This window comes from Sorangium sp. So ce296 (genome assembly GCF_051529605.1).
Classification (GTDB): domain Bacteria; phylum Myxococcota_A; class Polyangia; order Polyangiales; family Polyangiaceae; genus Sorangium; species Sorangium cellulosum_D.
In genome coordinates, this window is the sequence record NZ_CP150325.1 from 12,415,842 (window position 1) to 12,441,458 (window position 25,617).

Annotated in this window: 19 protein-coding genes; 9 read left to right on the forward strand and 10 right to left on the reverse strand. The window is 68.9% G+C overall.

Annotated features, from left to right (window positions below; translation table 11 throughout):
- Positions 1-3 precede the first annotated feature (3 nt).
- From WME98_RS45835 to WME98_RS45850, 4 genes are all read left to right on the forward strand, one after another.
- A complete protein-coding gene (locus tag WME98_RS45835) occupies positions 4-390 on the forward strand; it encodes a DUF4150 domain-containing protein (protein ID WP_437947935.1) in 387 nt (128 codons plus the stop codon).
- Positions 391-1,772: 1,382 nt separating this feature from the next.
- The gene (locus WME98_RS45840; protein WP_437947936.1) at positions 1,773-2,117 is read left to right on the forward strand and encodes a molybdopterin oxidoreductase; all 345 of its coding nucleotides are present in this window, start codon (positions 1,773-1,775) and stop codon (positions 2,115-2,117) included.
- A gap of 252 nt (positions 2,118-2,369) precedes the next feature.
- The gene (locus WME98_RS45845; RefSeq protein WP_437947937.1) at positions 2,370-4,223 is read left to right on the forward strand and encodes a serine/threonine-protein kinase; all 1,854 of its coding nucleotides are present in this window, start codon (positions 2,370-2,372) and stop codon (positions 4,221-4,223) included.
- A gap of 102 nt (positions 4,224-4,325) precedes the next feature.
- Positions 4,326-5,114: a hypothetical protein gene (locus WME98_RS45850; protein WP_437947938.1), complete on the forward strand. Its 789-nt coding sequence runs from the start codon at positions 4,326-4,328 to the stop codon at positions 5,112-5,114.
- An 82-nt stretch (positions 5,115-5,196) separates the two neighbouring features.
- On the opposite strand, the gene WME98_RS45855 is transcribed toward WME98_RS45850, so the two are convergent.
- Positions 5,197-5,958 carry a hypothetical protein gene (locus tag WME98_RS45855; protein WP_437947939.1) on the reverse strand — a complete coding sequence of 254 codons (762 nt, stop codon included), beginning with the start codon at positions 5,956-5,958 and terminating at the stop codon, positions 5,197-5,199.
- Positions 5,959-6,365: 407 nt separating this feature from the next.
- On the opposite strand from WME98_RS45855, the gene WME98_RS45860 reads away from it, so the two are divergent.
- Complete coding sequence (locus tag WME98_RS45860) at positions 6,366-7,232, forward strand: hypothetical protein (protein ID WP_437947940.1); 867 nt, start codon at positions 6,366-6,368, stop codon at positions 7,230-7,232.
- A gap of 63 nt (positions 7,233-7,295) precedes the next feature.
- On the opposite strand, the gene WME98_RS45865 is transcribed toward WME98_RS45860, so the two are convergent.
- From WME98_RS45865 to WME98_RS45890, 6 genes are all read right to left on the reverse strand, one after another.
- The gene (locus tag WME98_RS45865) at positions 7,296-8,090 is read right to left on the reverse strand and encodes a hypothetical protein (RefSeq protein WP_437947941.1); all 795 of its coding nucleotides are present in this window, start codon (positions 8,088-8,090) and stop codon (positions 7,296-7,298) included.
- On the reverse strand, positions 8,087-8,728 hold the full coding sequence (locus WME98_RS45870) for a hypothetical protein (RefSeq protein ID WP_437947942.1): 642 nt from the start codon (positions 8,726-8,728) through the stop codon (positions 8,087-8,089). Before WME98_RS45870 ends, WME98_RS45865 begins: the two co-directional genes overlap by 4 nt.
- 118 nt (positions 8,729-8,846) lie before the next feature.
- On the reverse strand, positions 8,847-9,488 hold the full coding sequence (locus WME98_RS45875; RefSeq protein ID WP_437947943.1) for a hypothetical protein: 642 nt from the start codon (positions 9,486-9,488) through the stop codon (positions 8,847-8,849).
- Between the two features lie 838 nt (positions 9,489-10,326).
- Positions 10,327-12,099, reverse strand: a complete 1,773-nt coding sequence (locus tag WME98_RS45880) for a DUF2169 family type VI secretion system accessory protein (RefSeq protein ID WP_437947944.1) — start codon at positions 12,097-12,099, stop codon at positions 10,327-10,329.
- A gap of 1 nt (position 12,100) precedes the next feature.
- Positions 12,101-13,057, reverse strand: a complete 957-nt coding sequence (locus WME98_RS45885; RefSeq protein WP_437947945.1) for a nucleotidyl transferase AbiEii/AbiGii toxin family protein — start codon at positions 13,055-13,057, stop codon at positions 12,101-12,103.
- Positions 13,054-15,138, reverse strand: coding sequence for a DUF4365 domain-containing protein (locus tag WME98_RS45890; protein ID WP_437947946.1), 2,085 nt, complete (start codon positions 15,136-15,138; stop codon positions 13,054-13,056). Before WME98_RS45890 ends, WME98_RS45885 begins: the two co-directional genes overlap by 4 nt.
- A gap of 291 nt (positions 15,139-15,429) precedes the next feature.
- Between WME98_RS45890 and WME98_RS45895 the strand changes: the two genes are divergently transcribed.
- The 4 genes from WME98_RS45895 to WME98_RS45910 all read left to right on the forward strand — a co-directional run bounded on the left by WME98_RS45895 (position 15,430) and on the right by WME98_RS45910 (position 20,226).
- Positions 15,430-15,648 (forward strand): hypothetical protein, encoded by a 219-nt coding sequence (locus WME98_RS45895; protein ID WP_437947947.1) that lies wholly within the window; start codon positions 15,430-15,432, stop codon positions 15,646-15,648.
- Between the two features lie 13 nt (positions 15,649-15,661).
- Positions 15,662-16,909, forward strand: coding sequence for a DUF2169 domain-containing protein (locus tag WME98_RS45900; RefSeq protein WP_437947948.1), 1,248 nt, complete (start codon positions 15,662-15,664; stop codon positions 16,907-16,909).
- A 24-nt stretch (positions 16,910-16,933) separates the two neighbouring features.
- Positions 16,934-18,388 carry a hypothetical protein gene (locus WME98_RS45905; RefSeq protein ID WP_437947949.1) on the forward strand — a complete coding sequence of 485 codons (1,455 nt, stop codon included), beginning with the start codon at positions 16,934-16,936 and terminating at the stop codon, positions 18,386-18,388.
- A gap of 338 nt (positions 18,389-18,726) precedes the next feature.
- Positions 18,727-20,226 (forward strand): phosphatidylserine decarboxylase, encoded by a 1,500-nt coding sequence (locus tag WME98_RS45910; RefSeq protein WP_437947950.1) that lies wholly within the window; start codon positions 18,727-18,729, stop codon positions 20,224-20,226.
- A 78-nt stretch (positions 20,227-20,304) separates the two neighbouring features.
- Here the strand turns inward: WME98_RS45910 and WME98_RS45915 are convergent, their stop codons facing one another.
- The 3 genes from WME98_RS45915 to WME98_RS45925 form a co-directional block, all read right to left on the reverse strand.
- Positions 20,305-21,765 carry an FAD-dependent oxidoreductase gene (locus WME98_RS45915; protein ID WP_437947951.1) on the reverse strand — a complete coding sequence of 487 codons (1,461 nt, stop codon included), beginning with the start codon at positions 21,763-21,765 and terminating at the stop codon, positions 20,305-20,307.
- Positions 21,765-23,894 (reverse strand): molybdopterin oxidoreductase family protein, encoded by a 2,130-nt coding sequence (locus WME98_RS45920; protein WP_437947952.1) that lies wholly within the window; start codon positions 23,892-23,894, stop codon positions 21,765-21,767. Before WME98_RS45920 ends, WME98_RS45915 begins: the two co-directional genes overlap by 1 nt.
- 208 nt (positions 23,895-24,102) lie before the next feature.
- Positions 24,103-25,608 carry a hypothetical protein gene (locus WME98_RS45925; protein WP_437947953.1) on the reverse strand — a complete coding sequence of 502 codons (1,506 nt, stop codon included), beginning with the start codon at positions 25,606-25,608 and terminating at the stop codon, positions 24,103-24,105.
- Between the last annotated feature and the right edge of the window lie 9 nt (positions 25,609-25,617).

Here is a 25,617-nt window from a genome sequence, read left to right on the forward strand (position 1 = left end):
ATCATGTTCGCTAATACACAAGCGGGAGGCATCGACTCCGCCTTCCCCGACGTGCTCTTGACCCCGCCCGCCATGGCGCCGGTGCCGTATGCAAACACCGCCCACGGCGCCCAGGGCGTCCCGCCCGCCGGCAACGTCTTCCTCCAGGGCATGCCCGCGCACAACATGGCCACCAAGGTCCCCCTCAGCGACGGCAACAACGCCGGAGTCGCCGGCGTCTCCTCGGGCACCGTGGGCGGCGCCGCGCGCCCGGTCACGGGCGCGTCCACCGTGCTGTTCGACGGCATGCCGGCCACGCGCCTCACCAGCATGAGCCAGCAGAACGTGACCAACGGCTCCGGCGTGCGCGTCACCCCGAGCCAGACCAAGGTGCTCCTGCTGGCCCCCTGAGCTGCTTTCCCTCACAGGATGCGAACGGGCACGACCCGGTTGTCGTATTCCTCGACGTCGTCGTTCATCCCCGGCAAAACCAGCAGCGCGGGCCGCTGCGGCTGACCGCTGTTCTCGACCATCTCACAGAGGTGACCATCACCGGCGGGATCCGCGACCACGTGCACGAGTACCCGCACGCGGCAGCAAGTCGGCGGAGGTCGTGGCGACAGGGCCAGACGGCAGCCTGAGGATCGGGCGGCTGGACGAGAAGATGGATCGTAACCGTTCACCACCCGGGACGCCGAACGCGTCGAATCCGTCTTCCCTCTTCCGTCTTCCGTCTGCGTCTTGCCTCCTCGTGCTCGTGCGCGTGCGCGTGCTCGTGCGCGCTCCGTTTCGACCTCGTTCCAACCGGAACCGTCCCTTTTCACGCAACTGCGCGACCTCCCGCGACGAATCGAGAGCATGGCTCTCCTCGATCATGAAAACCTCGACGTCTACCACCGATCCATCGAGTTCCTGACGCTCGCGCTCCGTTTCGTCGCGCGTCTGCCTCGCGGTCAGGTGGCGAGCACGAGATGATGTGCAAGGTGCGTAATCGCGCGAACAGCGCAAGACCGCTCAGGCTGATCGCGATGCAGCTGAGGACCCGGCCCACCAGCGCTCGCGCGCATCGTTCAGCCAAGGGCGCTCGACCCGCGCGAGGCCGAGCGCCCGTCCACCCGGGCTCCGGCCGGGGTCAGGTTCTCGAGCAGCCACTCGCTCGTCCGCCGGAGCTCCTCGATCTCCTCCGTCGTGAACGGGTGGAGCCCCTTGAGCGCGTCCGCTCAGGCACCCCGGCCTGCGCGGGAAGGCGCGCGACCGCCCGAGGAGGCAGGTTTGTATCCCAAGCCACGCCTCCCCCCTCGTCTCGCAGCCCATCGTGGGTGCCAGCCCACACCGAGGTCCGGCAAAACAGCCTGCTCTGCCTGATTTCTCGCTTCCGGCCGCGCTCCCGGAGCCAGGTCTGTCTACTTTCTTGCTCCTGGACGCCTCCCGGCAGGCCCTGGTGCACGGCACCCGGCCTCCAGGTGCCCCCGCCGAGACGACGGATCCGCCCAGCGGCCCGCTCCAGGCAGCGACGGCGGCCCCGATCGCTCCTTGACCTCGATGCGGCCACCACCGAGCCGGGCCCTACCGCGAGGACCTCTGCGGCGCTGCAAGAGCGGGATGAAGACGAAGTGGACAACGACGTCCGAAACACCCTGGAAACTGGGCCTACACGGAATCGCGTCGCCCGCAGCGTCCGCTCGAAACCGGCTGCGCTGTACGACTGCGGTGCAATTGCATCGCGTCCCACGCGGCGTGCGCCCGTCCGACGGCGGCGCGCGCCCGTCCGGCGACTCGCCCGGGAGGCCACATTGGAAACACCGAGGTTCATACAGGGTGTCTACGGGTTCGAGGGGCAGGGCCTGGAGCGGCCGGTCCCCCTCCGTCCCGCGATCGGGTACACCGTCCCGCGAGACAAGCGCGCGCAGCTCATCTACCTGCGCGCGGGCAACTCCACGTCCGAGCTCATCTACCTGCTGCTCAAGCGCGATGGCCACCCGATGCGCTACTTCCCGATCGGCGCCAAGGGGGCGATCCACGTGCAGCTCGTCATCGTCGAGGACATCCACCCGGAGAGCGTGCTGGAGCTGTTCGTCGGCGCGCCCGAAGGGACGCGCGGCCTCGCGACGATCGACATCGGCCTGGCGGAGATCTGAGCCATGCAGAGGAAGCGGGAGAGGCCCTGAACGGCGGGCCGGGGCTCAAGACCTATCCGGTCCGTCTGAGCGCGACGAACCAGATCGTGGTGCAGCTCGAGCGGGCCGGGGGCCGATCGCGCCCGGCGCGACCGGGACCCGACCCTTCGGGCGGCGGCGCCGGGCGCTTTGCGGCGCCCCTCGGTCGGGCGTCCGGGGATAGGCTACGGGGGCGCGTCGCCCGCGACGCCGCCCGGAGGCTTCCCTCTCGCCATGGTCGACCTCACGACAGCCGCACCGCTCGCCCCCGGCGCCGTCCTCGGGGGCGATTTCCGCATCGTCCGTCCCCTGAGCCAGGGGGGCATGGGCGCCGTGCTCGTGGCCGAGCAGATCTCCACGGGCAAGCAGCGCGCGGTGAAGCTGATGCACGCGCAGCTCGCGCAGGACCCGCGGTTCCGCGAGCGCTTCGAGCAGGAGGCGAGGGTGGGGGCGCGCATCGAGAGCGACCACGTGGTGGAGGTGGTCGCGGCCGGCGTCGAGCCGGCGACGCAGACCCCGTGGCTCGCGATGGAGCTGCTCGACGGGGCCGATCTGTCGACCGTGATCGCGCAGCGCGGCGCGCTGCCGCCCGACGAGGTCCGCGAGCTGATGGGGCAGCTGTGCCACGCGCTCGCGGCGGCGCACCGCGCGGGCGTGGTGCACCGCGACATCAAGCCCGAGAACGTCTTCATCGCGCGGCCGCGGCAGCAGAACGTCCGCTTCAAGGTGAAGGTGCTCGACTTCGGCGTCGCGAAGATCGTGGCCGAGGCGCGCGCCACCACGGCGCTGACCGCGTCGGTCGGGACGCCGCTCTGGATGGCGCCGGAGCAGACCGAGGCGTCGCAGCACGTCACCCCGGCGTCGGACGTCTGGGCGCTCGGGCTGCTCGCCTTCACGGTGCTCACGGGGCGCATGTACTGGCTCGAGCCGAGCCGCGGGCCCAGCGCCTCGGTCATGTCGCTGATGCGCGAGGTGCTGTTCGTCCCGCTGGAGCCGGCGTCCGCCCGCGCCGCGCGCCTCGGCTGCCCGCACCTGATCCCGGCGGGCTTCGACGCCTGGTTCGCCCGGTGCGTCGCGCGCGACGCCCGCGCTCGCTTCGCCGACGCCGCGCAGGCCATGGCCGCGCTCGATCCCGTGCTCGCCGCGGCCGCCCACCGGCCCGCGGCCCCGCTGCCCGGGCCGTTCGCGCCGGCCCCGCCGGCGACCACGGGCGCGGTCTACCCGACGCTCGTCGGCACCGGCGTCGGCGGCGTGGCCGGCGGCACCCTGGTGCCGGTCCCGGCCCGACCGGCGCGCAGGGCGCCCTGGGGCCTGCTGCTCGCGATCGCCGGCGGCGGGCTGCTCGCCGTCGCCGCCCTCGCCGTCGGCGGCGTCGTGCTCGTCGCGCGCCTGCGCGCGACCGAGCCCGAGGCCCTGCCGCCGCCGTACGGCAGCGCGGGCAGCGCCGGCGCGGCCCCCGGCGGCGCCCCGACGCCGCCGGCCCGGCCCCCGGGCGCCGCGACGGCCGGCGACGTCGACCTGGCCGGCACGTACGACATCACCGCGTCGCGCAACCCGGGCGGGCAGGGCAGCTATGCGGGCAACGTCCTCCTGTCGCGGAGCGGGGACACGTACCGCATCGCCTGGATCATCACGAAGGGCGCCGGCTACGAGGGGATCGCGTTCTTGCAGGGGCAGACCCTCGCCGTGGGCTGGGCGAGCGGCGGCCCGTACGGCGCGGCCGCCTACCGCATCGAGGGCGATCGCCTGCGCGGGCAGTGGATCGCGAGCGATCGGCCCGGCCAGATCGAGGCCGAGACGCTGCAGGGGCCCGAGGGGCTGACCGGCAGCTACCGCATCGTCGAGGGGAGCCGGCAGGGGACGGTCGCCATCGCGCGCACGGGCGACACGTACGCGGTGACGTGGACGCTGAGCACCGGCGCGCTCAAGGGGGTGGGCCTCCGCGCGGGAGACCAGCTCGTGGTGGGCTGGTCGCCGGGGCAGCCGGTCGGCGTGGTGAGCTATGCGATCGAGGGCAGGCAGCTCACGGGGCGATGGGCCAGCCTGGGCAGCTCGCAGGCGGGGGCGGAGACGCTGCTCCGGCGGTGATTCCATCGCGCGCGACGGGCTCGGAGCGCCCGCACGAAGCGAGAGCACGATGTCGCGCTGGCGGTTGCGGCGAGGCGAGCTCCATAATCTCCTCGTAGGATCATGGCCTCCTTGCCCGCCCCGAACACCCTACTCCGCGATCTCGCGCTGCCCGCGCTCTGCCCGTCGGCGGACGAGCAGCTCAGGCGCATCTGCGCGTTCCTTTACGTCGTGGGTCTCCCGGAGGTCCAGACGCGCGCGCTCCTCGCGGGGTACACGCCGGAGATGCATGCCGAAGGCGTCTATCGCGCGAGCCTCGTCGGGGGGGAGCGCTCGTTCGGGGAGTGGCGTCGATGGCGCTCGTTGCGGCCTCCGCGCGACCCCGACCTGCCCGACCTCGTGGCGGAGCTCGACCGGTTCGTGAACCGGTGGCGACCTCGGGCGCTCTCGGCGGCCGCCGAGGTGGCTGACGCCGACGACCGCGACGAGCTCGAGGACTACCTCGGCGCATCCTTCGAGCGACCGAGCCGGACGTGGCGCGCCAAGGCCTTCGTCCAGGGCATCGAGCACCTCGCCGAGGTGCCGATCCCCTCGTACCGGGCCACGTGGGCTGCCCTCGTCGCGGAGGGCATCCAGACCGAGCTCACGCGGTTCCACGAGATCCTCAAGACGGTGCAGGACTTCCTCGCCACGACGCCCCTCGACGCCGACGAGATCGCCGACATCCAGGCGGCGCGCGAAGAGGGCGCCGCCTCCATCGACGCGTGGCTGACAGCGCGGCGGCGCGAGTTCGCGGGGCACTTCACCGAGGAGACGCTGAACCTCCTCGCGCTGGGCAAGGCCGTGCCTCCGCCGCTGCCCGACGTGCCCCTCTCCGTGCTCGCCCGCTTCCGGCCGACGGCGCGCGCTTAGGCGACCACGCCGGCGCGCCTCGGCGGTGAGCTCGGCGCCTGGCCTCACCGCGGCGGGCCCGGAGGTACGGCGAGCGTCGTGCTCATGACAGGCAGCGGCCTTCTGGCGGGATCCGTGCCGAGTGGTGCGAGATCGAATCCATGTGAGCCAGGACCTCCGCCTGACCCCAGCGCTCGAGCGCGTCCATCTCCGCCGGGCCGAGCAGCCGCTGAATCGCCCCCCAGGTGCGCTCGAACTCGACCGCGGCCAGGTGCAGCGACAGCCCGGTGAGGGGGCTCAGGTCGGGGTCATCGGCGCGGTAAGCCGCGTACGCCTCGGCGTCCCATCCCTCCAGCGGGAGCGCGTCCGCCTCGCCGATGCGCCGATCCAGCGCGTCCGCGGTGTCCGCCCACGCTCGGGCGATCTCGACGAGCTTGGCGACCTTGCCGAGCGGCAGGCCGAAGCTCGCGACGCGGTGCTCCGTGCGGTGCGGCAGCCACGCGACGAGCACGTGCCACATCGTCCGCCAGCCCGGCTCCTGTCCGAGGACGAAGAAGCGCTCCTCGATCCAGGCGCGAACCTGCGCCGCAGCAGCCGTGCCCTGGGCGCGCTCCACGTCGGCGAGGAACGCCTCGATGTGCACCGCGATCATGCCGTCATAGTCCCGCTCATCGTCGTCCAGCGCCTCGATCGCGATCTCCGCCCGGACGCAGCGACGCGCGGCCGTCTTCACCGCCTCGACGTCGTCGATCCGGAGCCCGAGCTCGGGCCAGAAAGGCGTCACCCTGTCCAGGCTGAGGAGCCGGACAGCGGTCGTGTAAGCGTAGGATACATGGGGGTCGCGGAGGTCGAGTGTGGGGTTCATCGGCAGCGCGACTCGGGTTGGTCCGGAGCGGCCAGTCTCGCGACGCCGCGGGTGAGCGGGTAGGTCGCCTTGCACACGATGGTGAGCCGAAAGCCACCCGGTAGGGACGGCCATAAACCAGGGCCTGCCGGGCCGCACCCAGGCGTGAGAACGTAGACGGACGTGGCTCCGGGAGCGCGGCCCGAAGCAAAAAATTAGGCAGATCAGGCTGTTCTGCCGGACTTCGGAGTGAGCTGTCATACATGAGTGGCCCCGAGAGGAGGGATTTGTGTAGTTTGTCATACAAAATCGTCTCCTCCGGCGGTCGCGCGCCTTCCGGCGCAGGCAGCGGTGCATGATTTCGTGCCTCGAGGTCCAGCGCCGGAGTGCTTCCTGGCTCCTGGTCGAGCCTGGTAGCGTCGGCGACCATGGCGAAACCCAAGACCCGACCCGAGAAGTCCGCGGCGCAGGCCAGGGCGGAGGAGGGGGCCCGGAGCTACCAGGCCCTGTACACGCACTACCGGGCGATCGGGGCGGGGCTCCCGCTTGGGGAGGTGCAGGCGTGCCGCGCCGATCCGCGCCTCGTGCTGGTCAACGTGAAGCGCGGCGTGGCGGCGGCGCTCGGCACGAAGGAGCAGGTGAAGGCGGTGCGCGAGCACCTGCCCAGGATCGCGGTCGACGAGCTCCTAGCGCTGCCGGACCTCGCCCGGGCGCTCCTGTTCGCCGCGCGCGAGGCGCTGCCCCGGGCGGCGGGCCCGAAGCAGATCCAGAAGGCGCTGAAGGAGATCGGCGGGCCGCGCGAAGATCTCCTGATTCAGGCGGAGCTCTTCGCCCGGCGCGGCCTCCTCGACGCGGAGCGCGTCGCGAAGATCCGGGCCGGCTCGGGGAAATACGACATGGCGCGGGATGGAATGGAGCTCGCGGCGCTGTTCACGCAGCACGCGGACGCGCTTAAGGGGCTCCACCCGTTCACGCGGGAGGAGATCGAGGGGCTCCGGCGGACGAGCGAGTGGCTGCTCGAGAACGTGACCCCGGCCGGAGCCCGGGTGGTGGTCAAGAAGAAGGACAAGACCGCGGCCGAGGACGCGAGGGATCGGCTGTGGACGCTGCTCGTGCGGCGGCACCCGGCGCTCCGGAAGGTGGGGTATTACTTCCACGGCGACGATTTCGAGTCGATCACGCCGCGCCTGCTCGCGCGGGCCCCCTCGGCGCAAGCCGTCGACGAGGCGCTGGAAGAGGAGGCGGAGGCGGTCGCGAGCGGCGCGGTGGAAGGCGGCGAGGGCGAGGCGCCCTGAGCGCCGCGTCGCAACTAGCCTGAGCGAGAGCGGCAAGGCGAGCGGCGTCCCTGGCGCGATTGGTCAAAGCTGCCCATACTCACGGATCCGGTCGCGCTTCTCTCCCTTGTCGGGCTCCAGGTCGACGACGATCCCGAGGCGCGGTTCGACGTAGGCCGCCCAGATGATTCCATGCGTTGGAACGCTGGTCCAAGCGTTCATCTCCGTGATCGACAGGAGCCCATCCATGCTTCGATCGAAGATTCTTATGTCCTTGAATCGTAATCCGCATGTGATACCGAGCTGGACGTTAAAATTGAGGGAATACACGTCTCCGCCGAGGAACAGATCGACGTGCGTGGTCCGGACGAGGGTCCCCTGTGGCCTCAAGGTCGTGGTGAACATGGGAAGAACGGCTCCGATCAATTTGTAGAGTTGAAGGCTCGTGGCCGCGCTCGCCCGGAACGGTCCGGCTTCGAACGTGGCATGGATCCCCAATTGCTTGTCTTCGATCGTCGATACACTCTCCTTGCCCATCCCAATGCCTACGAAATATCCGATGTTGAGCTCTTGGGTGGGGCTCGCGGTCTGCCCGAAGCTCACCATGACTGTATGGACAGCCCCCGGAGCTGTTCCGCCGCCATACGTGAATCCGAGCCTTGCAAAATGGGGGAGCTTCGTCTGAACAATCCCGTTGAGGTAGAGGCCGTCCCATTGGAATTTTTCTGGAGGCCGTTGCTCTTGCGCTGATGCCAGAGCGGCAAGGGAGAACGCTCCAAGCCCTGATAGCGTGCGCAACAATGGCTGCCCTGGCCTGCTCGAACGGCGGGTCGACGGATCGCGCGAGACGAACGGCGGATCGAAATAGGTTCGAGTCATTTGGCCTGCATGCGGGCTATGCACTCTGGGTTCTTCACCAGCTCATCGACGTCGACGTCGCCGTACTCGCTTTTGGTCATATAGGCGCTTTCCATTGCGTCGATTCCGAGAATATCGCTCGCAACATCTGGCTGCGACGTATCCTCGAAGGATCTTACGACGGCGGCACAAATCGAGTATTGCGTTTGGGCCAGATCTCGAATGCTCAAAACGGTGCCGCAGTCGAGCGTACTGCTGCCCAGTATTTCCTCGTATGCGTTGAATTGCCACCTGAAGTCCCGGCAGTTCGCGGCCATCCACTTCAGCTCCTTCGCTCGCGATGCGATGACGCACTGCTCCGTAGATTCTGGCTGAGGTGAAGGCGTGGGGTTGTCTTCGGTGGTGTGGGGCTTTCCCTCTCTCTTCTGAAGGTGGTGGTCTCGATGCTGGAGGGTCTTTTCGCAGTTGGCCAACCTCTTCCGGGCGGCGCTCAGGGCTGACCGAAGATCAGGATCGTCCTTGCTGGTGACGGCCTGGTGCGAGTGAGGCTGGTCGTCGCCCTTTGCCGAGATTCTTCCCAGGCCGTATGCCGCCGCCAGCACGGCGATGGCGATGGCCCCAAATCCAATCCATGCCGTCGGTTTCGGTGATGTTCCCATGCGTCGAACGTTGCGGGTTGAAGTCCGGATGGCGTGCGCGAGAACGGCGTCCCTGGCCTGTTCGACCAGCGTGGCGATGGCTCCCGCGACACAAACGTCGTCGTGAAATAAGTTCGATTCATTCGGTCTGCATGCGGGCAATACACGCTGGGTTCTTCACCAGCGCATCAATATCGTTAACGTCGCCGTGTTCGCCCTTGATTGCATAGGCATCCTGCACCGCGTCAGCGGCAACGGGATCGATCGCTGCGCCTTGCTTATCGATCTCCTTGTTGACTTGTATAATGAGAGTACAAATATTGTATTGTGTCCGGGCGAGACCTCGAATACTTAAGACGGTTTCGCAGTCGAGCGTGCTGCTGCCCAGTATCATCTTGTATGCATCGAAATGTCCCCTGAAGTTCTTGCAGTTCGCGCCCGCCATCGTCAGCTCCTTCGCTTGCATCGCAGCGATGCATTGCTTCGAAAGCTCTCGCTCGGGTGGAGGTATGGGGATGTCTTCGCTGGTGAGGGGCTTTTTCTCTCCCATCAGAGGATGGTGGTCGCGACGCTGAAGGGACTTTTCGCAGTTCGCCAGCCTTTTCTGGGCAGCGCTCAGACTTGACCGGAGATCGGGGTTGTCCTTGCTGGCGGCGTCCTGGTGCGATTGAGGCTGGTTATCGCTCTCTGTCGAGGTTCTTCCCAGATTGTATGCCACCAACGCGGCGGCTGCGATGGATCCAGATACAATCCACGTTGTCGGTTTCGGCGATGTTCCCATGTGTCCAACGTTGCGGGCGGCGGCGATGACAATCGTTGCTTAAATGCTAGTCGGTGTGATGGGAATAGGTCTCCAGGATGGTACGAGCTAGAAGTGGCAGGGATCCTTCTTAGTCGGCGTTATTCCAACATCTTGAGGGGTAATGGTTATACTGGTACCGTTGCTGGGTGGTAGTGACTCGCGCCATTGAGTGCACGTCTTCGTGCTTAGTATCCCGTGGAATCGGACTTGTAGCGGTGTCGTCCTCTCGCAGCCGAATGTCTGAGGGAATCCAGGTCCCTGCACACACAGCGCTTTACAGTGTGGTGATGGATCCATGCACGTCGGTGCTGGTATTTCGTCGAAGATCGTGCATCCGGTTTGGGATAGTACCGTCGAGGAAATGATCTGGGCGAGGAGGGTACGGGTTGTCCTCAAACGACGACGTGCTGCGGTCATAGGCTCTTGCTCTGAGGGGCATCTGGTCGTGTCTCGCGTTTGCCTCAAGAAGGAGGCACGAGGATACAGGAGAGACCGTCGTCCTACGATAAATCCGTGCACATGGCCGCGGCCAGACGTCGCGAGCAAGCGCGTCGCGCTCCCCGCGGCACGCGCGCGATGTTCAGGACGTCGCGAGCAAGCGATGACGCGCGCGGCCGGTCGCGGACATTCTCGCTTCACTTTCAGGGGATCGACGGGGGGCCAATCGGTGCGCGCGGCCCACGCCGCGAACGCTCGTTGGCAGCGCGCCCATTCCCTGGCGCGCAGCCACCCCTCGGACGTCTGGGCCTACGCGGTCATGAAGCGGCTTCGGGCCGAGCGGCGCGGCACGCTCGCGGACCGCCGGCGATGCGAGACATCACAGCGCGGCGAGCGCGCGCTCGATCTGCTCCGCGAGCGCGGCGCTGGAGGCGACGCGCCGCTGCCACACGCGCTTGAGCCGCATGCCGAGCGAGGCGTCGAGCCCCTGGTCGGCGATCTCCAGCGTGAGCGTGCCGCGCCGCTCGGCGCCGAGGAGGCGAGCGTACGCTGCGACGCCGAACCGGTCCGGGTGGCGCCGCTCCCAGGCGTCGACGTAGGCGTCGTCGAAGCGCTCGCGCAGGGCGCGCTCGCCGCGCTTCAGCTCGCGCTCCAGGGCGTCGCGAAAGCGCCGCTCGGCCTTCCGCCAGGTGGGCTCGTCGAGGTCATGCGCGGAGAGCACCTCGCTGCGCACCGCGCCCTTGTCGGCGAGCTCCGCGGCGACGGCGGCGTAGCGCTCGATCGGGACCGGCTCCTCCGGGGGCGCCACGGCCGGCGCGGGCGCTGCCACGGCGGCCGGCGCGGGCGCTGCCACGGCGGCCGGCGCGGGCGCCGCGGCGGTCGGCGCTGGCATCGGGCCGCGCGGCATGGGCGCCACGGCCGGCATCGAGGGCGCCGCGGCGCTCTCCGGCGCGCGCGCCTCGTCGACCGCCAGCGTGCCGCCCGCGCCCGCGGCGGGCCGGCGCGGATCGCCGGGACGCGACGGCGCGGCCGCCGCGGGGCTCGGGCGGGGCGGGCGACGCGGCGGCACCGCCGGGGCGCTCCCGACGCCCACGCCGGCGACGACCATCAGGCGCTCGCGCTGCGCGAGGTCGCGCAGCTCGACGTGGGCGCGCCACGTGATCGTGCACAGCAGGCGATCGGCGTCCACGTGCAGGCCGTCGGCGTGGAACGCGAGCCGCCTCGGCGCGTCGGGGTCGGCGTCGTCGAGGCCGTACACCGCCCCGGCGACGCGCGCGTCCGGCAGCGCGCTCTGGAGGCGCGGGCGCTCCGCGTGGAACCCCTCGAGCACGACGACCGCGTCGGCCTGCAGCGCGCTGACCCGCTGGTCCCGCGGCGCGCACTGGAAGTACGACCAGTCGACGCCGCTCGGCACCTCCATCACCTGGGCGTCGAGCCCCGCGCGCGCGCCCGCCGCGAGCCGCCGGCTGCGCGCCGGCCACACCGCCGCGATCGGCCCGAAGCCGGCGGGCCGCCGCGGATCCGCCGGATCGAGCACGTTCGGCAGCTCGCCGTCGTCCTCGCTGCAGCCCACCGGGTTGTCCGGCGCGTCGAGCCCGCCGGCGGCGCGCTCGTAGGTGATCGGCAGCCGCGCGAACGGCTCCGGCGCGTCCCCGGCCTTCTTGCGGCGGCCGACGACCCGCACCGCCTTGTCGACGCCCGGCGCGCCGCGCTGCACGAGGGCGAACCGCGCGGTCATCTCGGCGACGGGGCGGCCGCCCGGCGCGCACGCGTGGCCGAGGGCGGTCACGTCCACGTACTGGCGGTAGGGCACCCGATCGCTCGCCGCGGTCACGTGCGTCATCGGCCCGCCGCGGTGGTGCACGTCCTTCGCGTGGATCGGCTCCACCGCGTCGGCCGGCGCCATCGGCGATGCGTCGATCGAGAAGCTGGCCTTGACGACGACGGTCAACCGGAGCGCGCCCTCGTGGCGCCACGCGACCGAATCGACCGCCGCCCGCGCCGCCGTCGCCGAGGCCGCCGGCGTCAGCGAGGCGCACACGACCCCGCCCATCCCGCCGCTCGCGCCCTCGGGCGCGAACGGCAGCGTCTGCGCCGCGAGCTGCCCGGCGTGCGCGGAGTCCAGCGGGAGTGTCGCGTTCTGCTCGCTCATGTCACGAGTCTGCAGGGTCCCCGTCGTCTTGTGGCCGATCAACGAGCGGTTCGCCCGAGCTCTGATGGCCCCAGGTCCAGGTCTCAGCGCTCCACGTGCCGGCCCCGCCCGCCAGCACCGGGTCGAGAAATGCTTCGACTGCGTGAAATAGCACGTCGATGGTATGCCACTGAAGCGCGTTCTCTTGCGCGAGGCTGGCATAGACAGCGTCCCAGGTAACGGGCGGGCTCGGCAGCTTCGATGGCACCGGGTGCGTCGCACGATAGGCGAAGACGGCAGCGATCGTGTCACGAAGTACCACCGCATCGTACGTACCGCTTCGTGCGAGCAGCGCGAGGTCCGGCAGGTCGCGGACGCGGGAATTGGCCACAGGGTATGGATACGTGTACGCGTGCAGCTTCTCTGAGATGTGCACCTCACGTGCGTAGACGGCGACCTCGAATGGTGGCAGGCCAGCGAACCCGAAGAACTCCCCCGCGGTGACGCGATCGGGAGGTCTGGGCATGAGCCCACCGGAGACGACGTCCACATGGAACGGCTCGCCGTAGATCTTGCCGGCCAGCCGTGCTTCGCCGCGGAAACGGTGCCCTTGATAAGGGCTCGTCGTCGCGATCACCGCGTGCTGCGCGTCGCGCCGGATTTCGAAGGTCATGAAATCGCCGAGGTCCATCCGACCTGCAGCTTGCAGCTCGGCGAGCAGCGCGCCGGGATCTCCTGACACCCGCAGATCCATGTCGCGCGTGGCGCGAGCTCCATGCAGGCGCAGCTCCAGCGCAAAGCCTCCCTTGAGCACGACGCGCGATCCAAAAGCCGACACGAGCCGCGCTGTGAACCGCTCGAAGACCGCGATCTGCCGGACGCGCACGATGAGCATGCCGCTGCGCAGCGCCTCGGTGCGGATCCGCTGCTCGAGCGCCTGCCGAAATCGATCGGCGGTGCCATATCTCCTCGTCTTCATTCCGCGGCCACAATGGCGCTCGGGGGCAGCTCTTCGGCCGGAAACATGCCGCGTTCGATTCCTTCGCGGCACGCTTGGTCCACTAGCTCTGGATCCAGCCCAGCCACGCTGCAATCTCGGATGGTGCGTAGGGGAGTCGTGACAGGCACGACATCATGCCAGGTGATCTCCGACTCGGCGAGCGTCGCGCGGTGCATCACGACATGAGCCGGCAGCGGCGCAGCTGGCGTCCACGCCGGCGGAACAGTCACGTGAATGCGCGGTGGAAGGATGTCGGAGAGCTCATGCAGCACGAGCGCGGTGTGATGGGAAAAGATCGCTGTCTTGCCGCTCTGGAGCCAGACAATGACCAGATCCTCCACGTCGGAGACCGGCGGAAAGTGAACCATGCGGAATACGCCCTCCGCCACGGTCTCCACCTTCGTGCGCTGCTCGAGGTAGTCCAGGTAGTCAGCGAAACAGCCGATCGCCCGCGCCTGCTCGGCCGTGAAGTACCCTGCCTGCTCCTTCGCCAGAGCGTCGAGACGATCCTCGAGGCTGCCATCAGGGGACCAGTCCAGGTAGCGCCCTCTGCACACGAAGTTCAGTTGAAACGTATCTTGCATCGACGCGAGCGCTCGCCGCAACGCACTGTTGTACGACTCGACGAAGCGCTCGACGTCGGTAATCTCGAACCGTACAGGTCCGATGGGCACACGAACGCCGAAGACCTCGACGGCATCGTCGCCATCATGGACGAGGGTAAGCGGACCTTCGGTCGAATCGATCGATAACTCGCTTGTGCGTTTCACGGAGAGGCTCGCCCTGTACGTCATCTCGTGCTCGCCTCCGGAGATGATACGGAGCAATTTGAGTGCACTTTGCACTTGTTGCTGCGACGGCGGGAATGCGAAACTGAAATGGCCGTATCTCCGTACGCGCTCCTGGAGCAAGCTGAGCCTCTGCAAGAGCTCGTGCGTTCGCCGCAGCGACGCGCGTTCTTCCTCCGGCACGGAGACAGAGAACGGCAAGATGCACGGATCCGCTTTCTCGTCGAGCCGAGCCATTCTCAGGCTGCCGCCAGACTCTGTGGCCACAAGGACGAACCACACGGCAGCCCTGGCCTCGTCGAGGCCCCTCCCGCCCAGCGCAAGCTCGATGCTCGCCCGGACGTGCTTCGTGTCCTCGTCGTCGAGGACGAGCTTCAAGGTGACCGCCGCATGCTGGTGCTCATTGCTTAAGGTCGCGTACCGGCGACCAGAGCGAGCAAGCCGCAGCTCGACATATGCTAGCAGTGCTGTGCCCGCTGGTGATGCGGCTTCCACCTGAACTTTCGCGGATTCACGTCCAGGAAGCGAGAAGAGCCGGACCTCGATGGCGCGTTTCCAGTAGCCTTCTCCGAAGGCCATTCGGAGGCCGTCGTGGAGCATGATCAGGTCGGAGATGAATCGACGCTCGATGGTCACTGCTCCGCCGCCTTCCCAGAACTCGATGAGTTCGTTCTGTTTGGCGCGCCCCTCCGGGGTCTCGTCGAATTGGAGCGACAACTCGACGGGCACCTCTTCACCTGGCCGGACCAGCTTCGGGAGCTCATCCCGCGCTACTGCCTCTCGCAACCTCCCGAGCCCTTCGTCGTCCGTGACATTGGTCTTCGGGATGAGAAGCGTTGCACTGTGCTTCCGACGCCATCCAGAACTCTCCGTGTCCAGGCGCTTGCAAGCATCTCTCGCGAGAACCCAGTATCCGCGCCGCTCGCGGATATCCCAGGCAATGATAGCAACTGGCCTTGTTTTGCTTGCCCACCCCCCGAGGTGCTTGACGTCCAGCGGGTAGTACAGATGAGCGGGATCACTCTTCCTGAGAAACCGCTTGACGCTCTCGTGCCCCTTCACCTGGAGATCGAGCGAGAGCCCGGTGCGAGCTCCTCCCGGGTCGAAGATCTCGACCCGAACGTCCTCGCCGGTGTCTGGATAGATGGCCGGCGACTCGACCTTCCACCATGCTTCCGTGAGCCGATCGGCGAGCTGGAAGATTGCCCGCTGCGAGATGCGCATCTCGGCGCTGAACTGAGGCCCCGTCCTCTTATTCGCCTTGGGATCCATGGCTCCGGCAGATGCTACCACTCCGCCGCGGTAGGTGCTTCGGCTCGGCATGTCAACCGCGGAGGCGACCTTGCTGGATGCCGCCGAGCGAGGCGGCTCCGGTCCGGTAGGACGGGCTGGAACACTGTCGGGCGGGCCACCGTGGGCGGAACACGCCCGACCGGCTCGGCTCGGCCGCCAGCCCTCGAGCATCGCCCTCCGCACGCGGCCCGCCTCGTGACGGACGTGACGGAAAGGTCGCCCGCCCGCACGCCCGCCGGGTAGCGCACGCCCGCCGGGTAGGATGACGCCATGCCTCGGCCGCCCGACGCCTTCGATCTGCTGCCGGAGGAGCAGCGCCACGAGCTCATGAAGGACACGGTCACCGCGATCTTCGGCCCTGCGCTGGGCCAGGCCTTCTGGGAGCAGATGGAGCCGCTGCTCACCGACACGCGGCGCCAGCCTGGCGACGCCGAGGCGCCGGAGAAGAACTACTGGCGAGGCCGGTGGCGCATCTACGAGGCCGAGTGATCCGGAGGCGCCCGTGATCGACGACCCGACGCCGCCCGCGCCGACGCCGCCGCCCGCGCCGGCGCAGCGACCGCGCCGCAAGACCGAGCTCTTGCTCCAGGGCGAGCCCGACGGACGGCCATGGATCGCCTGGGTCATGAAGCGCACCTACCGCATCCACAACGGCCGGTGCGAGCTCGACGCCCCCGGGCGGCAGGAGGTCCTGCACGACGACGAGATCCCGTACAACGACAAACGCAAGCCGCCGCGGGTCTCCCCGCCGATCGCCGTCGACGATCTGCTCCCGTTCCGGCGGGCGACCGACGTCGTCGTGCAGGCGTTCGCCCACGCCTACGACGCAGGGACCCGCAAGCTCACCGCCAGCGTGCAGTTCGGCAAGCACCAGCGCGAGATCGTGGTCCACGGCGACCGCCTCGGAGAGCTCGATCGCGCCGGCCGGCCTCGCTTCTCCGAGGCAACCCCGATCGAGGTGGTCCCGGTCCGCTACGACTACGCATATGGGGGCGTCGACCTGACGGCGCTCGGGCGCAATGGCGATATCCTCGGCCAGCTCATCCAGGATGCCCGGCGGGGGATGAGCGCGCTCGCCGACACGCCGTATCACTATCCCAGGAACCCCTGCGGCTACGGCTACCTGATGGAGCTCGACGCCGAGAGCTTCACGGGGCTGCCGATCCCGAACCTCGAGCACCCGTTCGACCCCTTGACCCCCCAGCGCCTCGCCGTGGGCACGCCGTACCGATGGATCCACGCCCCGCTCCCGGCGGGGTGGGATTTCCAGTCGACGGCCTGGTTCCCCCGGCTCGCGTACCTCGGGCTCGCGCCCTATTGTCAGACCGACGGCAAGCTCCCCGCAGAGGTCGAGCGGGGCTGGGCCGCCCGCGATGTCCTCGAGATTCCGCCGCTGTACCAGGACCCGGGCGCGCCCCTTCGCCTCGAGCATGCCCAGACGGCGTCTCCCGGGATGAGCGTCTCCGATCTCGCGCCGGGCGACTATTTCGAGCTGCGGAACCTGCACCCGAACCGGCAGGTCTACTCGTTTCATCTGCCCGGCGAGGCGCCGCGGGTTCACCTGGAGCTCGATCCGGGCCGGCTGACCGAGGTGGAGACGCACCTCTGCTCCGTGGTCGTGCGCCCCGTGCCGGGCGAGGTCGTCGTGGTCTGGAGCGCCCGAGCCCCCGTGGCCCTGGAGCTCACCGAGGAGCAGAAGATGAACCTGCGCCGCGCGGTGCGCTGGACGCTGGACCGCACACGGCGGTGAAGCGGCGGTGAAGGAGCGCTTTCGATGGGCTACGGCTGTCTGACCGTCACGCGGTGGAACGTGTTCATCGGCCTCTCGTGGCACGAGGCCCTGTTCTGGTGGCCGATGCCGCCGCCTGGGGCTTACGTGCCGCAGAAGTACTGGCCGCACCTCGACGTCGGCCTGGTCAGCGGCACCCACCTGTTCTCGTTCTGGTCGGAGCAGGGCAAGCGCGAGATACAGCTCGACGGCGTGCACTGGATGGGGCGGGGGAGCGACGCGAGCCTCGTCGTCCCGCACGTCGACGTGGTCCAGGGGTGGAATCCACTGCTGCCCTGGACCATCCTCTTCGGCAGCTCGATCTCGGTCTGGGGGACGAGCGGCGTCGCGATCGCGTGCGATAACCCCATCTTCGGCGAGACCGTGTGCGATCTCGCGTGCTCGCCGTTCAAGACCGTGCCGTTCTCGCTCCACCTCGCGTGCAATAGCCCGGTCAGCCTGCCGCTCGACTTCACGGTCGTCTGGGGCACCGCCAAGGCCGGCTTCACCTTCGCCGATTTCGTGGCGTGCCTCGTCGACATCGCGATCGAGATCGCGATGGATATCCTGATGAAGTTCGGCGGCCAGATCGCGGGCAAGATGTGGAAGGGCGCCAAGGCCGCGGGCAAGGGCGCGCTGAAGGGCGCCAAGTTCATGGCCAAGGGGGCCGCGGATCTCGCGCAGCCGTTCTTCGAGCGGGCCGGCAAGGCGTTCGCGCGGGAGAGCGCCGAGGGGACGCTCGCGAAGATCCTGAAGGAGTCCGCCGAGGAGGCCGCGGACGAGGTGGCGTCCAAGGTGGGCAAGCAGGCCGCGGAGAGCTTCTCGGACGCGCTCGGCCGGCTGCGCTCCCAGAGCGACGAGCTGCTCGAGGAGCTCGCGGAGGCCGCCGACGGCAGCCTGTGGAGGTCGTTCAAGCAGGGCGCCGCGGAGCTCGGGGAGGGCGCCGCCGACCAGATGAAGCGCTTCGGGAAGAGCGTCAAGGCCGCGGCGATCTCGGCGAAGGACACGATCATCGCCATCAAGACGTGGAAGAAGGTGACCGAACAGAGCCTCCTCCAGTCGAGGAAGGTCAGCAGCATCCTCAAGTACACCGCCCTGGCGAACGGGTTCAAATACACGAAAAAGGTCGGCGGGAAGGCCTACAGCTCCATCGACGCGCAGTACCATGACCTCGGGGACCTCGACGCGGGCTCGGACGGCTACAGCTTCGGCCCGTTCGCGCTCGGAGACCGGGACAGCGTCTACGACCGCATCGCGGGGGAGGACGACGACGTCGAGATCGACCGGACCTCGGGCATGGGCCGGTTCACCTGGAGGGGAGAGGCGTCCGCGCGCGCTAAGGCGCGCGGGAGCGGGCGCTTCGCCTGGGCCGAGCGGGCCAACGAGGGGAGCGGCGGGAGCGCGGGGGTCGACGAACGCTTCGCGTGGCTCACGCGCGAGCCCGGCGCGGCCGCAGGCTAGCTGGACCGTTCGCTGGCGGCGATCCTTCCGGCAAAGATTTGCCAGCAAGTCGCTACCGGCCGGCAAGGATTTGCCAGCCGCTGCCGTCGGCAAGAGCTCCTGGGCGCCCACGATGCGCGCGGGCCGTCGCGCTGATCTGCGCGATCTGATCGGATCGCGGGGCCATCCCGAGGTACGGGCCGTCCGGTGTCTCAGCCGCCTCTCGGGTCCCCGTGGCCATGGCACGCCCACTGCAAAGCATCGCGGCGACACGCGCAGCGCCAGCGCTCTCGTGTCGGCGCGCGCCGGACGTCGAACGTTCGAGCCACCAACCAACGACTCGCGCCAAGGAGAGGCCTATGAGCAGCAAGCACCGCATCGTCCCCAGCTCCGTCCGACGGAGGCGCGTCGCGTCCGCTCAGGACCTGGATCGGGCTTTGAAGCGCTCCCACGAGACCGCAGGGCCGGCGACGGGCGAGCTCGCCTCCGCGGCGGCCAAGCAGCTTCCGCCGCAGGCGCCGCCGTTCCTGCGAGACCTGCCCCAGGAGGGGGTGGCCTACGAGCCCCAGCAACGGGCGACGAAGGAGCTCAAGTCCATCATCGAGGCGAACTACTATCGTGGCGCCTTCGAGGACGCCATCAAGACCGTGAGCGCGCAGCGCGTCCCGGAGCTGGATCAGATCAAGACCCTGGACCAATTCTATTTCTACGTGGACGCGCTGGTGACCTGGATCCCGGAAATCCGCGTCTGGGACTGGGATGGCGAGGAGCTGCACGAGCGCACGGTGTACCTGCGGATCACGCAGTTCTACTACTATTTCAACCAGCCGTCGCTGGAGGTCCTGCAGAGCCCGATCGCGCCGCTCGACGGGGCGAAGCTCTCCCCGATCTCACGCTGGCTGCGCGACTTCGCTGTCGAGTGGGGGGCCTTCCTGGACACGCCGGAGTCGATGAAGTACATCGAGAGCTTCAAGTACGCGCCTGAGTATGCCTGGCAGGACTACGAGAAGGCGCCCGAGGAATACACGACCTTCAACGAGTTCTTCGCGCGCAAATTCAGGGACATCGATGGACAGCGGCCGGTCGCCTCCACGAAGGATGATCGGGTCATCGTGTTCCCCGCCGAATCGACGTTCGTGGGCCAGTGGACGGTCAGCACGAAGGTGGGCAAGCCGCTGCCGGCGCCGCCCTCGATCGTGGTCAAGCACATCGAGTGGTCGATCCGCGAGCTCCTTCAGGACAGCGAGTATGCGAGCTTCTTCGAGGGCGGCATCTTCTGCCACAGCTTCCTGAACACCTATGACTACCACCGGCAGCACACGCCGGTGGCGGGCAAGGTGCTGGAGGCCAAGTTCATCCCGGGGCAGGTCTACCTGGAGGTGGCGCTCGATACGCAGGATGGGAACGACGTGAACGGCGACCTCGCGCGGGCGGTCATCCCGCAGCGCTACCTGGACGCCGGGGACCCGACCGGATACCAGTTCGTGCAGTGCCGCGGCCTCTTGGTGCTCGAGTCCGAGATCGGCAAGGTCGCGGTCCTGCCCATGGGCATGGCGCAGGTCTCTTCCGTGGTGTTCGTGACCCCCGCGGCTGATGGACAGCGGCCTATCACGCTGACGCCGGAGGAGAAGAAGGGGCGCGATTACCAGCAGCAGGTCGATCTCTTGAACCAGAAGATCCGAACCAAGCTGGTGGGCAAGCAACTGAGCAAAGGCGAGATGTTCTCGTACTTCCAGTTCGGCGGTTCGGATTGCGTGATGGTGTTCGAGCGCAAGGCCAACGTCGACGTGACCGCGAAGGTCGGCGTGCATTATCCGGTTCGAAGCCAGTTCGCCGTATCGAACATCAACAAGAAGTGAGCGCCCGGGCTCGCGCGGAATCGCTTGCTCCTCCGGTACGCGCCGCGCGAACCCCCACGAGAAGCCAGGAACCCGCGCCTACCCTGCGGCCACGATGCGTCCCGCGGGCGGCTCCTCCGCGGGGGCGTGCCGGGCCACGATCTGCGCGACCTCGCTGCGGCACGAGCCGCACCCGGTGCCCGCCTTGGTCGCCGCGCACACCGCCTCGAGCGTGCAGGCGCCCCCCTGGATCGCCTCTCGGAGCGCCGACTCGCTGACCTTGTGGCAATTGCAGACCATCCGCTCGCCCTGCGCCGCCGTCCCTCCACCACCGCCGCCGCCCCCCGCGCAGAGCACCTCCAGCGGGTCGGCCGGCAGCGGATCGTTGCGATCGAACAGCTGCACGAGCGCCGCCGAGGCCGCGGTGTTGCCGACGAACATGGCCCCGAGGAGCCGCCCGTCGCGCATGACGAGCTTCCGGTAGGTGCACTTCCGCGTCTCCACGATCTGCAGCACCTCGTCGCTCTCGAGCTCCGGCTCGACGCTGCCCATCGAGGTGACGTCGACCCCCGCCACCTTCAGCCGGCTGTAGAGCTTCGAGCCCCGGTAGCGCGCCTGCGGGTTCGCGCCCGTCAAAAGATCCGCGAGGACGGCGGCCTGCTCCCAGATCGGCGTCACGATGCCGTAGAGCCTGCCCCGGTGCTCCGCGCACTCGCCGATCGCGTAGACGCCGGGCACCTGGGTGGCCATGGTGTCGTTGACCACGATGCCCTTGTTGATGGGCAGCCCCGAGGCGCGCGCGACGTCGACGCGCGGCCGCACCCCGCACGCCAGGATCACCATGTCCGCCGGCAAGACGCTGCCGTCGTCGAGCCGGACCCCTTCCACCACCTCGTCCCCGCAGATCGCCTCGACCGTGCGCCCGGTGCGGACGAAGATCCCGCAGCGCTCGATCTGCTGCTCGAGCATGTCGCCGCCCATCTGATCGAGCTGCGCGTTCATGAGGCCCTTGGCGACGTGAATGACGGTCACGTGCAGCCCCATGTCGCTCAGCACCTTGGCGGCCTCCAGGCCGAGCAGCCCGCCGCCGACCACGATGGCGTTGTCTCCCGCCCGCGCGTGGCCGCGCATCCGGAGGCAATCGTCCATGGTCCTGTAGACGAAGACGCCCGGACGCAGATCGCCCTCCGCCGTCGTCATCCCCTCGAGCGGCGGGACGAGCGGCCGGCTCCCGGTGGCGATCACCGCGACGTCGTAACGGTGGGCCGCGGCGCCGTCCGTCACGACCATCCTCGCCGCGGTGTCGAGCCGCTCCACGGACGTCCCGCTGACGAGCTTCACGCCGTTCCGCTCGTACCACGCCTGCGGCTTCGTCACGATGGAGTCGGGCGCCTCGCCCGCGAGCACCTTGCTGAGCAGGACGCGGCTGTACGCCCCGCCCGGCTCCTCGCCGAACACGGTGATGTTGTAGCGGTCCCGGGCGCCGCGCGAGACGAGCTCGTCCAGCAGGCGGCAGGTGGCCATGCCATTGCCAACGACGACAAGGTCCTTCCTTCGCATCAGTTCGACTCCGAGACCCGGCGCGCCCTGACGGCGCACACCTTGAACTCCGGCATCCGGCTGGTCGGGTCCAGCGCCGGCTTGGTGAGGACGTTGGCGGCCTTCTTGCCGCCCCAGTGGAACGGCGCAAACAGCGTGTCGGGCCGGATCTCCGGCGTGACCGAGACCCGGAAGATGACCGACCCTCGGCGGCTCTCGACGAGCAGCCAGTCGCCTTCGACCACGCCGAGCCGCGCCGCCAGCCGGGGGTGGGCCTGGACCTTCGGCTCGGGCTTGGCCTCGTCCAGCGCGGAGACCCGGCGCGTCTGAGCGCCGGAGTTGTAATGCTCCTTGTAGCGTCCGGTCGTGAAGTAGAGCGGATACGCGTCGTCGGGGAGCTCGGCGGCCGGCCGGTGGTGGACGGCGTGGAAGCGCGCCCGGCCGCCGGGGTGATAGAAGCGATCGGCGAAGAGGCGCGGCGTCCCCGGGTGCTCGGTCGACGGGCACGGCCAGAAGACGCCTCGCTCGCGCCGTATCCTGTCGTAGGTGATGCCGCTGTAGTCCGCCTTCGCGCCCGCGGTCGCCCGCCGCAGCTCGTCGAACACCCGCTCCGCGCCCTCGTACTGGAAGTGCTTGCCCGCGCCGAGCCGGCGCGCGAGCTCGCAGAAGATCTCGATATCGCTCTTCACCCCGGGGGGCGGCCGGCGCGCCCGCTGCCGGAGGATCACCCGCCCTTCGAGGTTCGTCATCGTGCCCTCCTCCTCCGCGAACTGGGCGACGGGGAGCACGGCGTGGGCGGAGGCCGCGGTCTCGTTCACGAAGGCGTCGCAGACCACGAGCAGGTCGAGCGCGGCGAGCTTGCGCTCGACGTTGAGCGCGTTCGGGGACGCGACAACCACGTTGGAGCCGAACACGAGCAGCGCGCGGATCCCGCCCTGGGGGCCGAGCGCGTCGAGCAGCTCGTAGGCGCTCTTCCCCTTGGACGGCAGCTCCGCCGGGTCGATCCCCCAGACGCGGGCGATCGCCTGCCGGTGCTCCGGGTCCTCGATCAGCCGGTAGCCCGGCAGCTGATCCGCCTTCTGGCCGTGCTCGCGGCCTCCCTGGCCGTTGCCCTGTCCGGTCAGGCAGCCATAGCCGCTGTGGGGTTTGCCGACCTTGCCGAGCGCGAGCATCAGGTTGATGAAGGAGAGGACGGTGTCCGAGCCCTTGGACTGCTGCTCCGGCCCGCGGCCCGAGAGCAGCATGCTGCTCGGCGCCTCGGCCAGCAGCCGCACGGCCCGGAGCTGGTCCTGCGTCGAGACCCCGGTCAGCCGCTCGACGTGCGCCGGGTGGTACGAGAGGACGACGCGCCTGAGCTCGTCGAAGCCCTCCGTGCGCGCGGCGATGTACGCCGGATCGACGAGCTTCTCCTCCAGCGCCAGGTAGAGAAGGCCGTTGGCGAGCGCGAGGTCGGACCCGGGCGTGGGCTGGAGGTGCAGCGCCGCCCCGCGCGCCGTGTCGGTCCGCCGCGGGTCGACGACGATCAGCGCGCCGCCGTTGTCGCGCTGGGCGTAGATCCATTGCATGATGGGCGGCAGGGTCTCCGCGCAGTTCGCGCCCCACAGGAGGAGCGTCTTGGTCTGGGCGATGTCGGACACGGGGAACGGCAGGCCGCGATCGACGCCGAACGCCTTGTTCTGCCCCGCCGCCGCCGAGGACATGCAGTAGCGGCCGTTGTAATCGACGTTCGGCGACCCGAGGGCCAGGCGGACGAACTTGCCGAGGAGATAGGTCTTCTCGTTCGTCAGGGCGCCGCTGCCGAACGCGGCCAGCGCCGCGGGGCCGTGGGCCTCGCGCAGCTGGAGGAGCCGCTCGGCGATGAAATCGAGCGCCGTCTCCCACCGCGCCGGGAGGAGGCGGCCGTCGCGCCCGCGGAGCAGCGGCGACGTCAGCCGCTCGCGATGGTCGAGCAGCGCCGCGGAGGTGAACCCCTTGATGCACATCTGCCCGCGGTTGACGGGGAACTCCTCGTCCGGCCGGACCTCGATCGGCCCGGAGAAGGGCGACAGATCGGTCACGACCATGCCGCACTGGAAGGCGCAGTACGGGCAGTGGGTCCGCGTTGTCTCGGAGGTGACGACCTTGAGGTGGAGGGAGGAGCGCGCGGCCATGGAGGAGGGGCGTGACCGTCCTCGACGAACACGCCGGACCGGGTATAGCGGTCGCCGTGTTTCCCATGAGTTTCGCCGAAATGTGCGGCGGGTAAATCGGACGCGGAGATCGGGATCGGCCTGGTTTGCCGGAGATCGTCGACGCCGGCGCCACGCAGGAGCTCGACCTGATCGCAGGATCGGCCCCGCGCGCGACGCCGACGGCCGCTCAGGGCGCGGGCACGACGGTGATCTCGCCGGTCGTCTGCAGCGCGGAGGTGTCCCAGGCGAGCCCCGGGGCGAGCGGCACATCGATATCCACGGCGGTGAGCGTCCCCGTGAGGCCGCCGCTCCAGCCGAACACGGCGATGACGTCCCCGGCCTGGAACGACACGGGCCCATCGGCCGGGAGCAGCCTCAGCGCCCCGTCGAGGTGGAGGTCCCCGTCCACCTGGAGGAGCGGCACGGCGCTGGGGCCCGCGACCGTGATGCTCAGGGTAGCGTCTGGCCCCTGGCTGTAGCTGCCGGCAATGATGGTCGATGGGTGAGCTTCCCCGACGGAGAGCTCGCCGGCTTGCGTGTTGGCGAGATCGCCCACGAAGCTGCCTGTCTGGAGGCGCCCACTGGCGAACTCGAAGTCGCCCGTCGCGGCCTCGATCGCGCCCGCGATGAGCTCGCCATCCGCGAGGCGCACCGAGGGCCCCAGGTAGGGGTAGGGATCGCCGCCGGCCCAGGGCGCCGTCCGGAGGAGGCCGCCGATGCTCACGAGGGCGCCATTGTCGACCAGGAGCGATGGATACTGGTTGCCGATGGCAGAGACGGTGACGTCGCCGCTGTTGAGCCACGATGCATAGACATCGTTCACCTTGACGAAGCCCCCGCCGAGCTGAGAGCGGATCTCGGTGTCTTCTGTCACGAGGGTCCCGTAGGCCCCGACGGTGAGCGTGCCGTATCCATAGTTCGACCCGACGCGCAGGAGCCCCTGGTTCGTCCACGTGCCGCCCCAGCCGCTCACGCTCGCATGGCTGGTCATGTAGCCGATATCGTCGCCGAGGATGCGTGCGTTCACCGTGAAGAGCTGGCCGCGGTAGATGTCCAGCGAACTATGGCTCCTCACCCCCAGGACGAACTCCCCCGTGCTCACCCACTGCGTCCCGGACCCCGTGATGGCGACGTCACCCCCGCAGCTCATGCAGCCGCCGCTTCCGCCGATATAGACATTATGCGAGAAGAGGCTCGCGCCTTGCTTGAGCTCGACGTGGCCCTGTCCAGTGTGGCCGATGTAGGTATTCGCCGTGCTCGTCATGGTGGCGTCGTACCCCTCGACGATCAGACGTCCCTCATGCAGCGAGTATCGAGTGCCCACCACGAGATCATCGGTGATCGCCGCGGCACCGTTCCGGATGACGACCTGACCCTCCATGTCCCCGCCGATGTTGATCGATCCATCGTTGATCCAGGTCGACCCATACCCGTCGACCCGGACAGCGCCGACCCAGTCGAGCCCTCCTGCCACGGACGCACCGGGGCTGATCAACGTCCCGCCATAAGTTACGTCGACCGTCCCACCTCGCACGACGAGCGGGGTCAGCCCCAGGTCCCAGGGATCGGTCGGATTCTGGGGCGATACGTATCCCCAGCTGGAAATGGTCACATCCGCGCTGGCCGGTCCTGCAAAGCTCACCGACGCAGCGACGAACAGCGCCGAGAGGGCGCATCGAGCTTGGTAGTTCATGGATCTCCA

What these genes read in the sequence shown, in the direction of transcription:
- WME98_RS45835 (WP_437947935.1), top strand. Translation starts at nt 4, where the DNA reads ATGTTCGCTAATACACAAGCGGGAGGCATCGACTCCGCCTTCCCCGAC.
- WME98_RS45845 (WP_437947937.1), top strand. Translation starts at nt 2,370, where the DNA reads ATGGTCGACCTCACGACAGCCGCACCGCTCGCCCCCGGCGCCGTCCTC.
- WME98_RS45850 (WP_437947938.1), top strand. Translation starts at nt 4,326, where the DNA reads ATGGCCTCCTTGCCCGCCCCGAACACCCTACTCCGCGATCTCGCGCTG.
- WME98_RS45855 (WP_437947939.1), bottom strand. Translation starts at nt 5,958, where the DNA reads ATGAACCCCACACTCGACCTCCGCGACCCCCATGTATCCTACGCTTAC.
- WME98_RS45860 (WP_437947940.1), top strand. Translation starts at nt 6,366, where the DNA reads ATGGCGAAACCCAAGACCCGACCCGAGAAGTCCGCGGCGCAGGCCAGG.
- WME98_RS45865 (WP_437947941.1), bottom strand. Translation starts at nt 8,090, where the DNA reads ATGACTCGAACCTATTTCGATCCGCCGTTCGTCTCGCGCGATCCGTCG.
- WME98_RS45870 (WP_437947942.1), bottom strand. Translation starts at nt 8,728, where the DNA reads ATGGGAACATCACCGAAACCGACGGCATGGATTGGATTTGGGGCCATC.
- WME98_RS45875 (WP_437947943.1), bottom strand. Translation starts at nt 9,488, where the DNA reads ATGGGAACATCGCCGAAACCGACAACGTGGATTGTATCTGGATCCATC.
- WME98_RS45880 (WP_437947944.1), bottom strand. Translation starts at nt 12,099, where the DNA reads ATGAGCGAGCAGAACGCGACACTCCCGCTGGACTCCGCGCACGCCGGG.
- WME98_RS45885 (WP_437947945.1), bottom strand. Translation starts at nt 13,057, where the DNA reads ATGAAGACGAGGAGATATGGCACCGCCGATCGATTTCGGCAGGCGCTC.
- WME98_RS45890 (WP_437947946.1), bottom strand. Translation starts at nt 15,138, where the DNA reads ATGGATCCCAAGGCGAATAAGAGGACGGGGCCTCAGTTCAGCGCCGAG.
- WME98_RS45895 (WP_437947947.1), top strand. Translation starts at nt 15,430, where the DNA reads ATGCCTCGGCCGCCCGACGCCTTCGATCTGCTGCCGGAGGAGCAGCGC.
- WME98_RS45905 (WP_437947949.1), top strand. Translation starts at nt 16,934, where the DNA reads ATGGGCTACGGCTGTCTGACCGTCACGCGGTGGAACGTGTTCATCGGC.
- WME98_RS45910 (WP_437947950.1), top strand. Translation starts at nt 18,727, where the DNA reads ATGAGCAGCAAGCACCGCATCGTCCCCAGCTCCGTCCGACGGAGGCGC.
- WME98_RS45915 (WP_437947951.1), bottom strand. Translation starts at nt 21,765, where the DNA reads ATGCGAAGGAAGGACCTTGTCGTCGTTGGCAATGGCATGGCCACCTGC.
- WME98_RS45920 (WP_437947952.1), bottom strand. Translation starts at nt 23,894, where the DNA reads ATGGCCGCGCGCTCCTCCCTCCACCTCAAGGTCGTCACCTCCGAGACA.
- WME98_RS45925 (WP_437947953.1), bottom strand. Translation starts at nt 25,608, where the DNA reads ATGAACTACCAAGCTCGATGCGCCCTCTCGGCGCTGTTCGTCGCTGCG.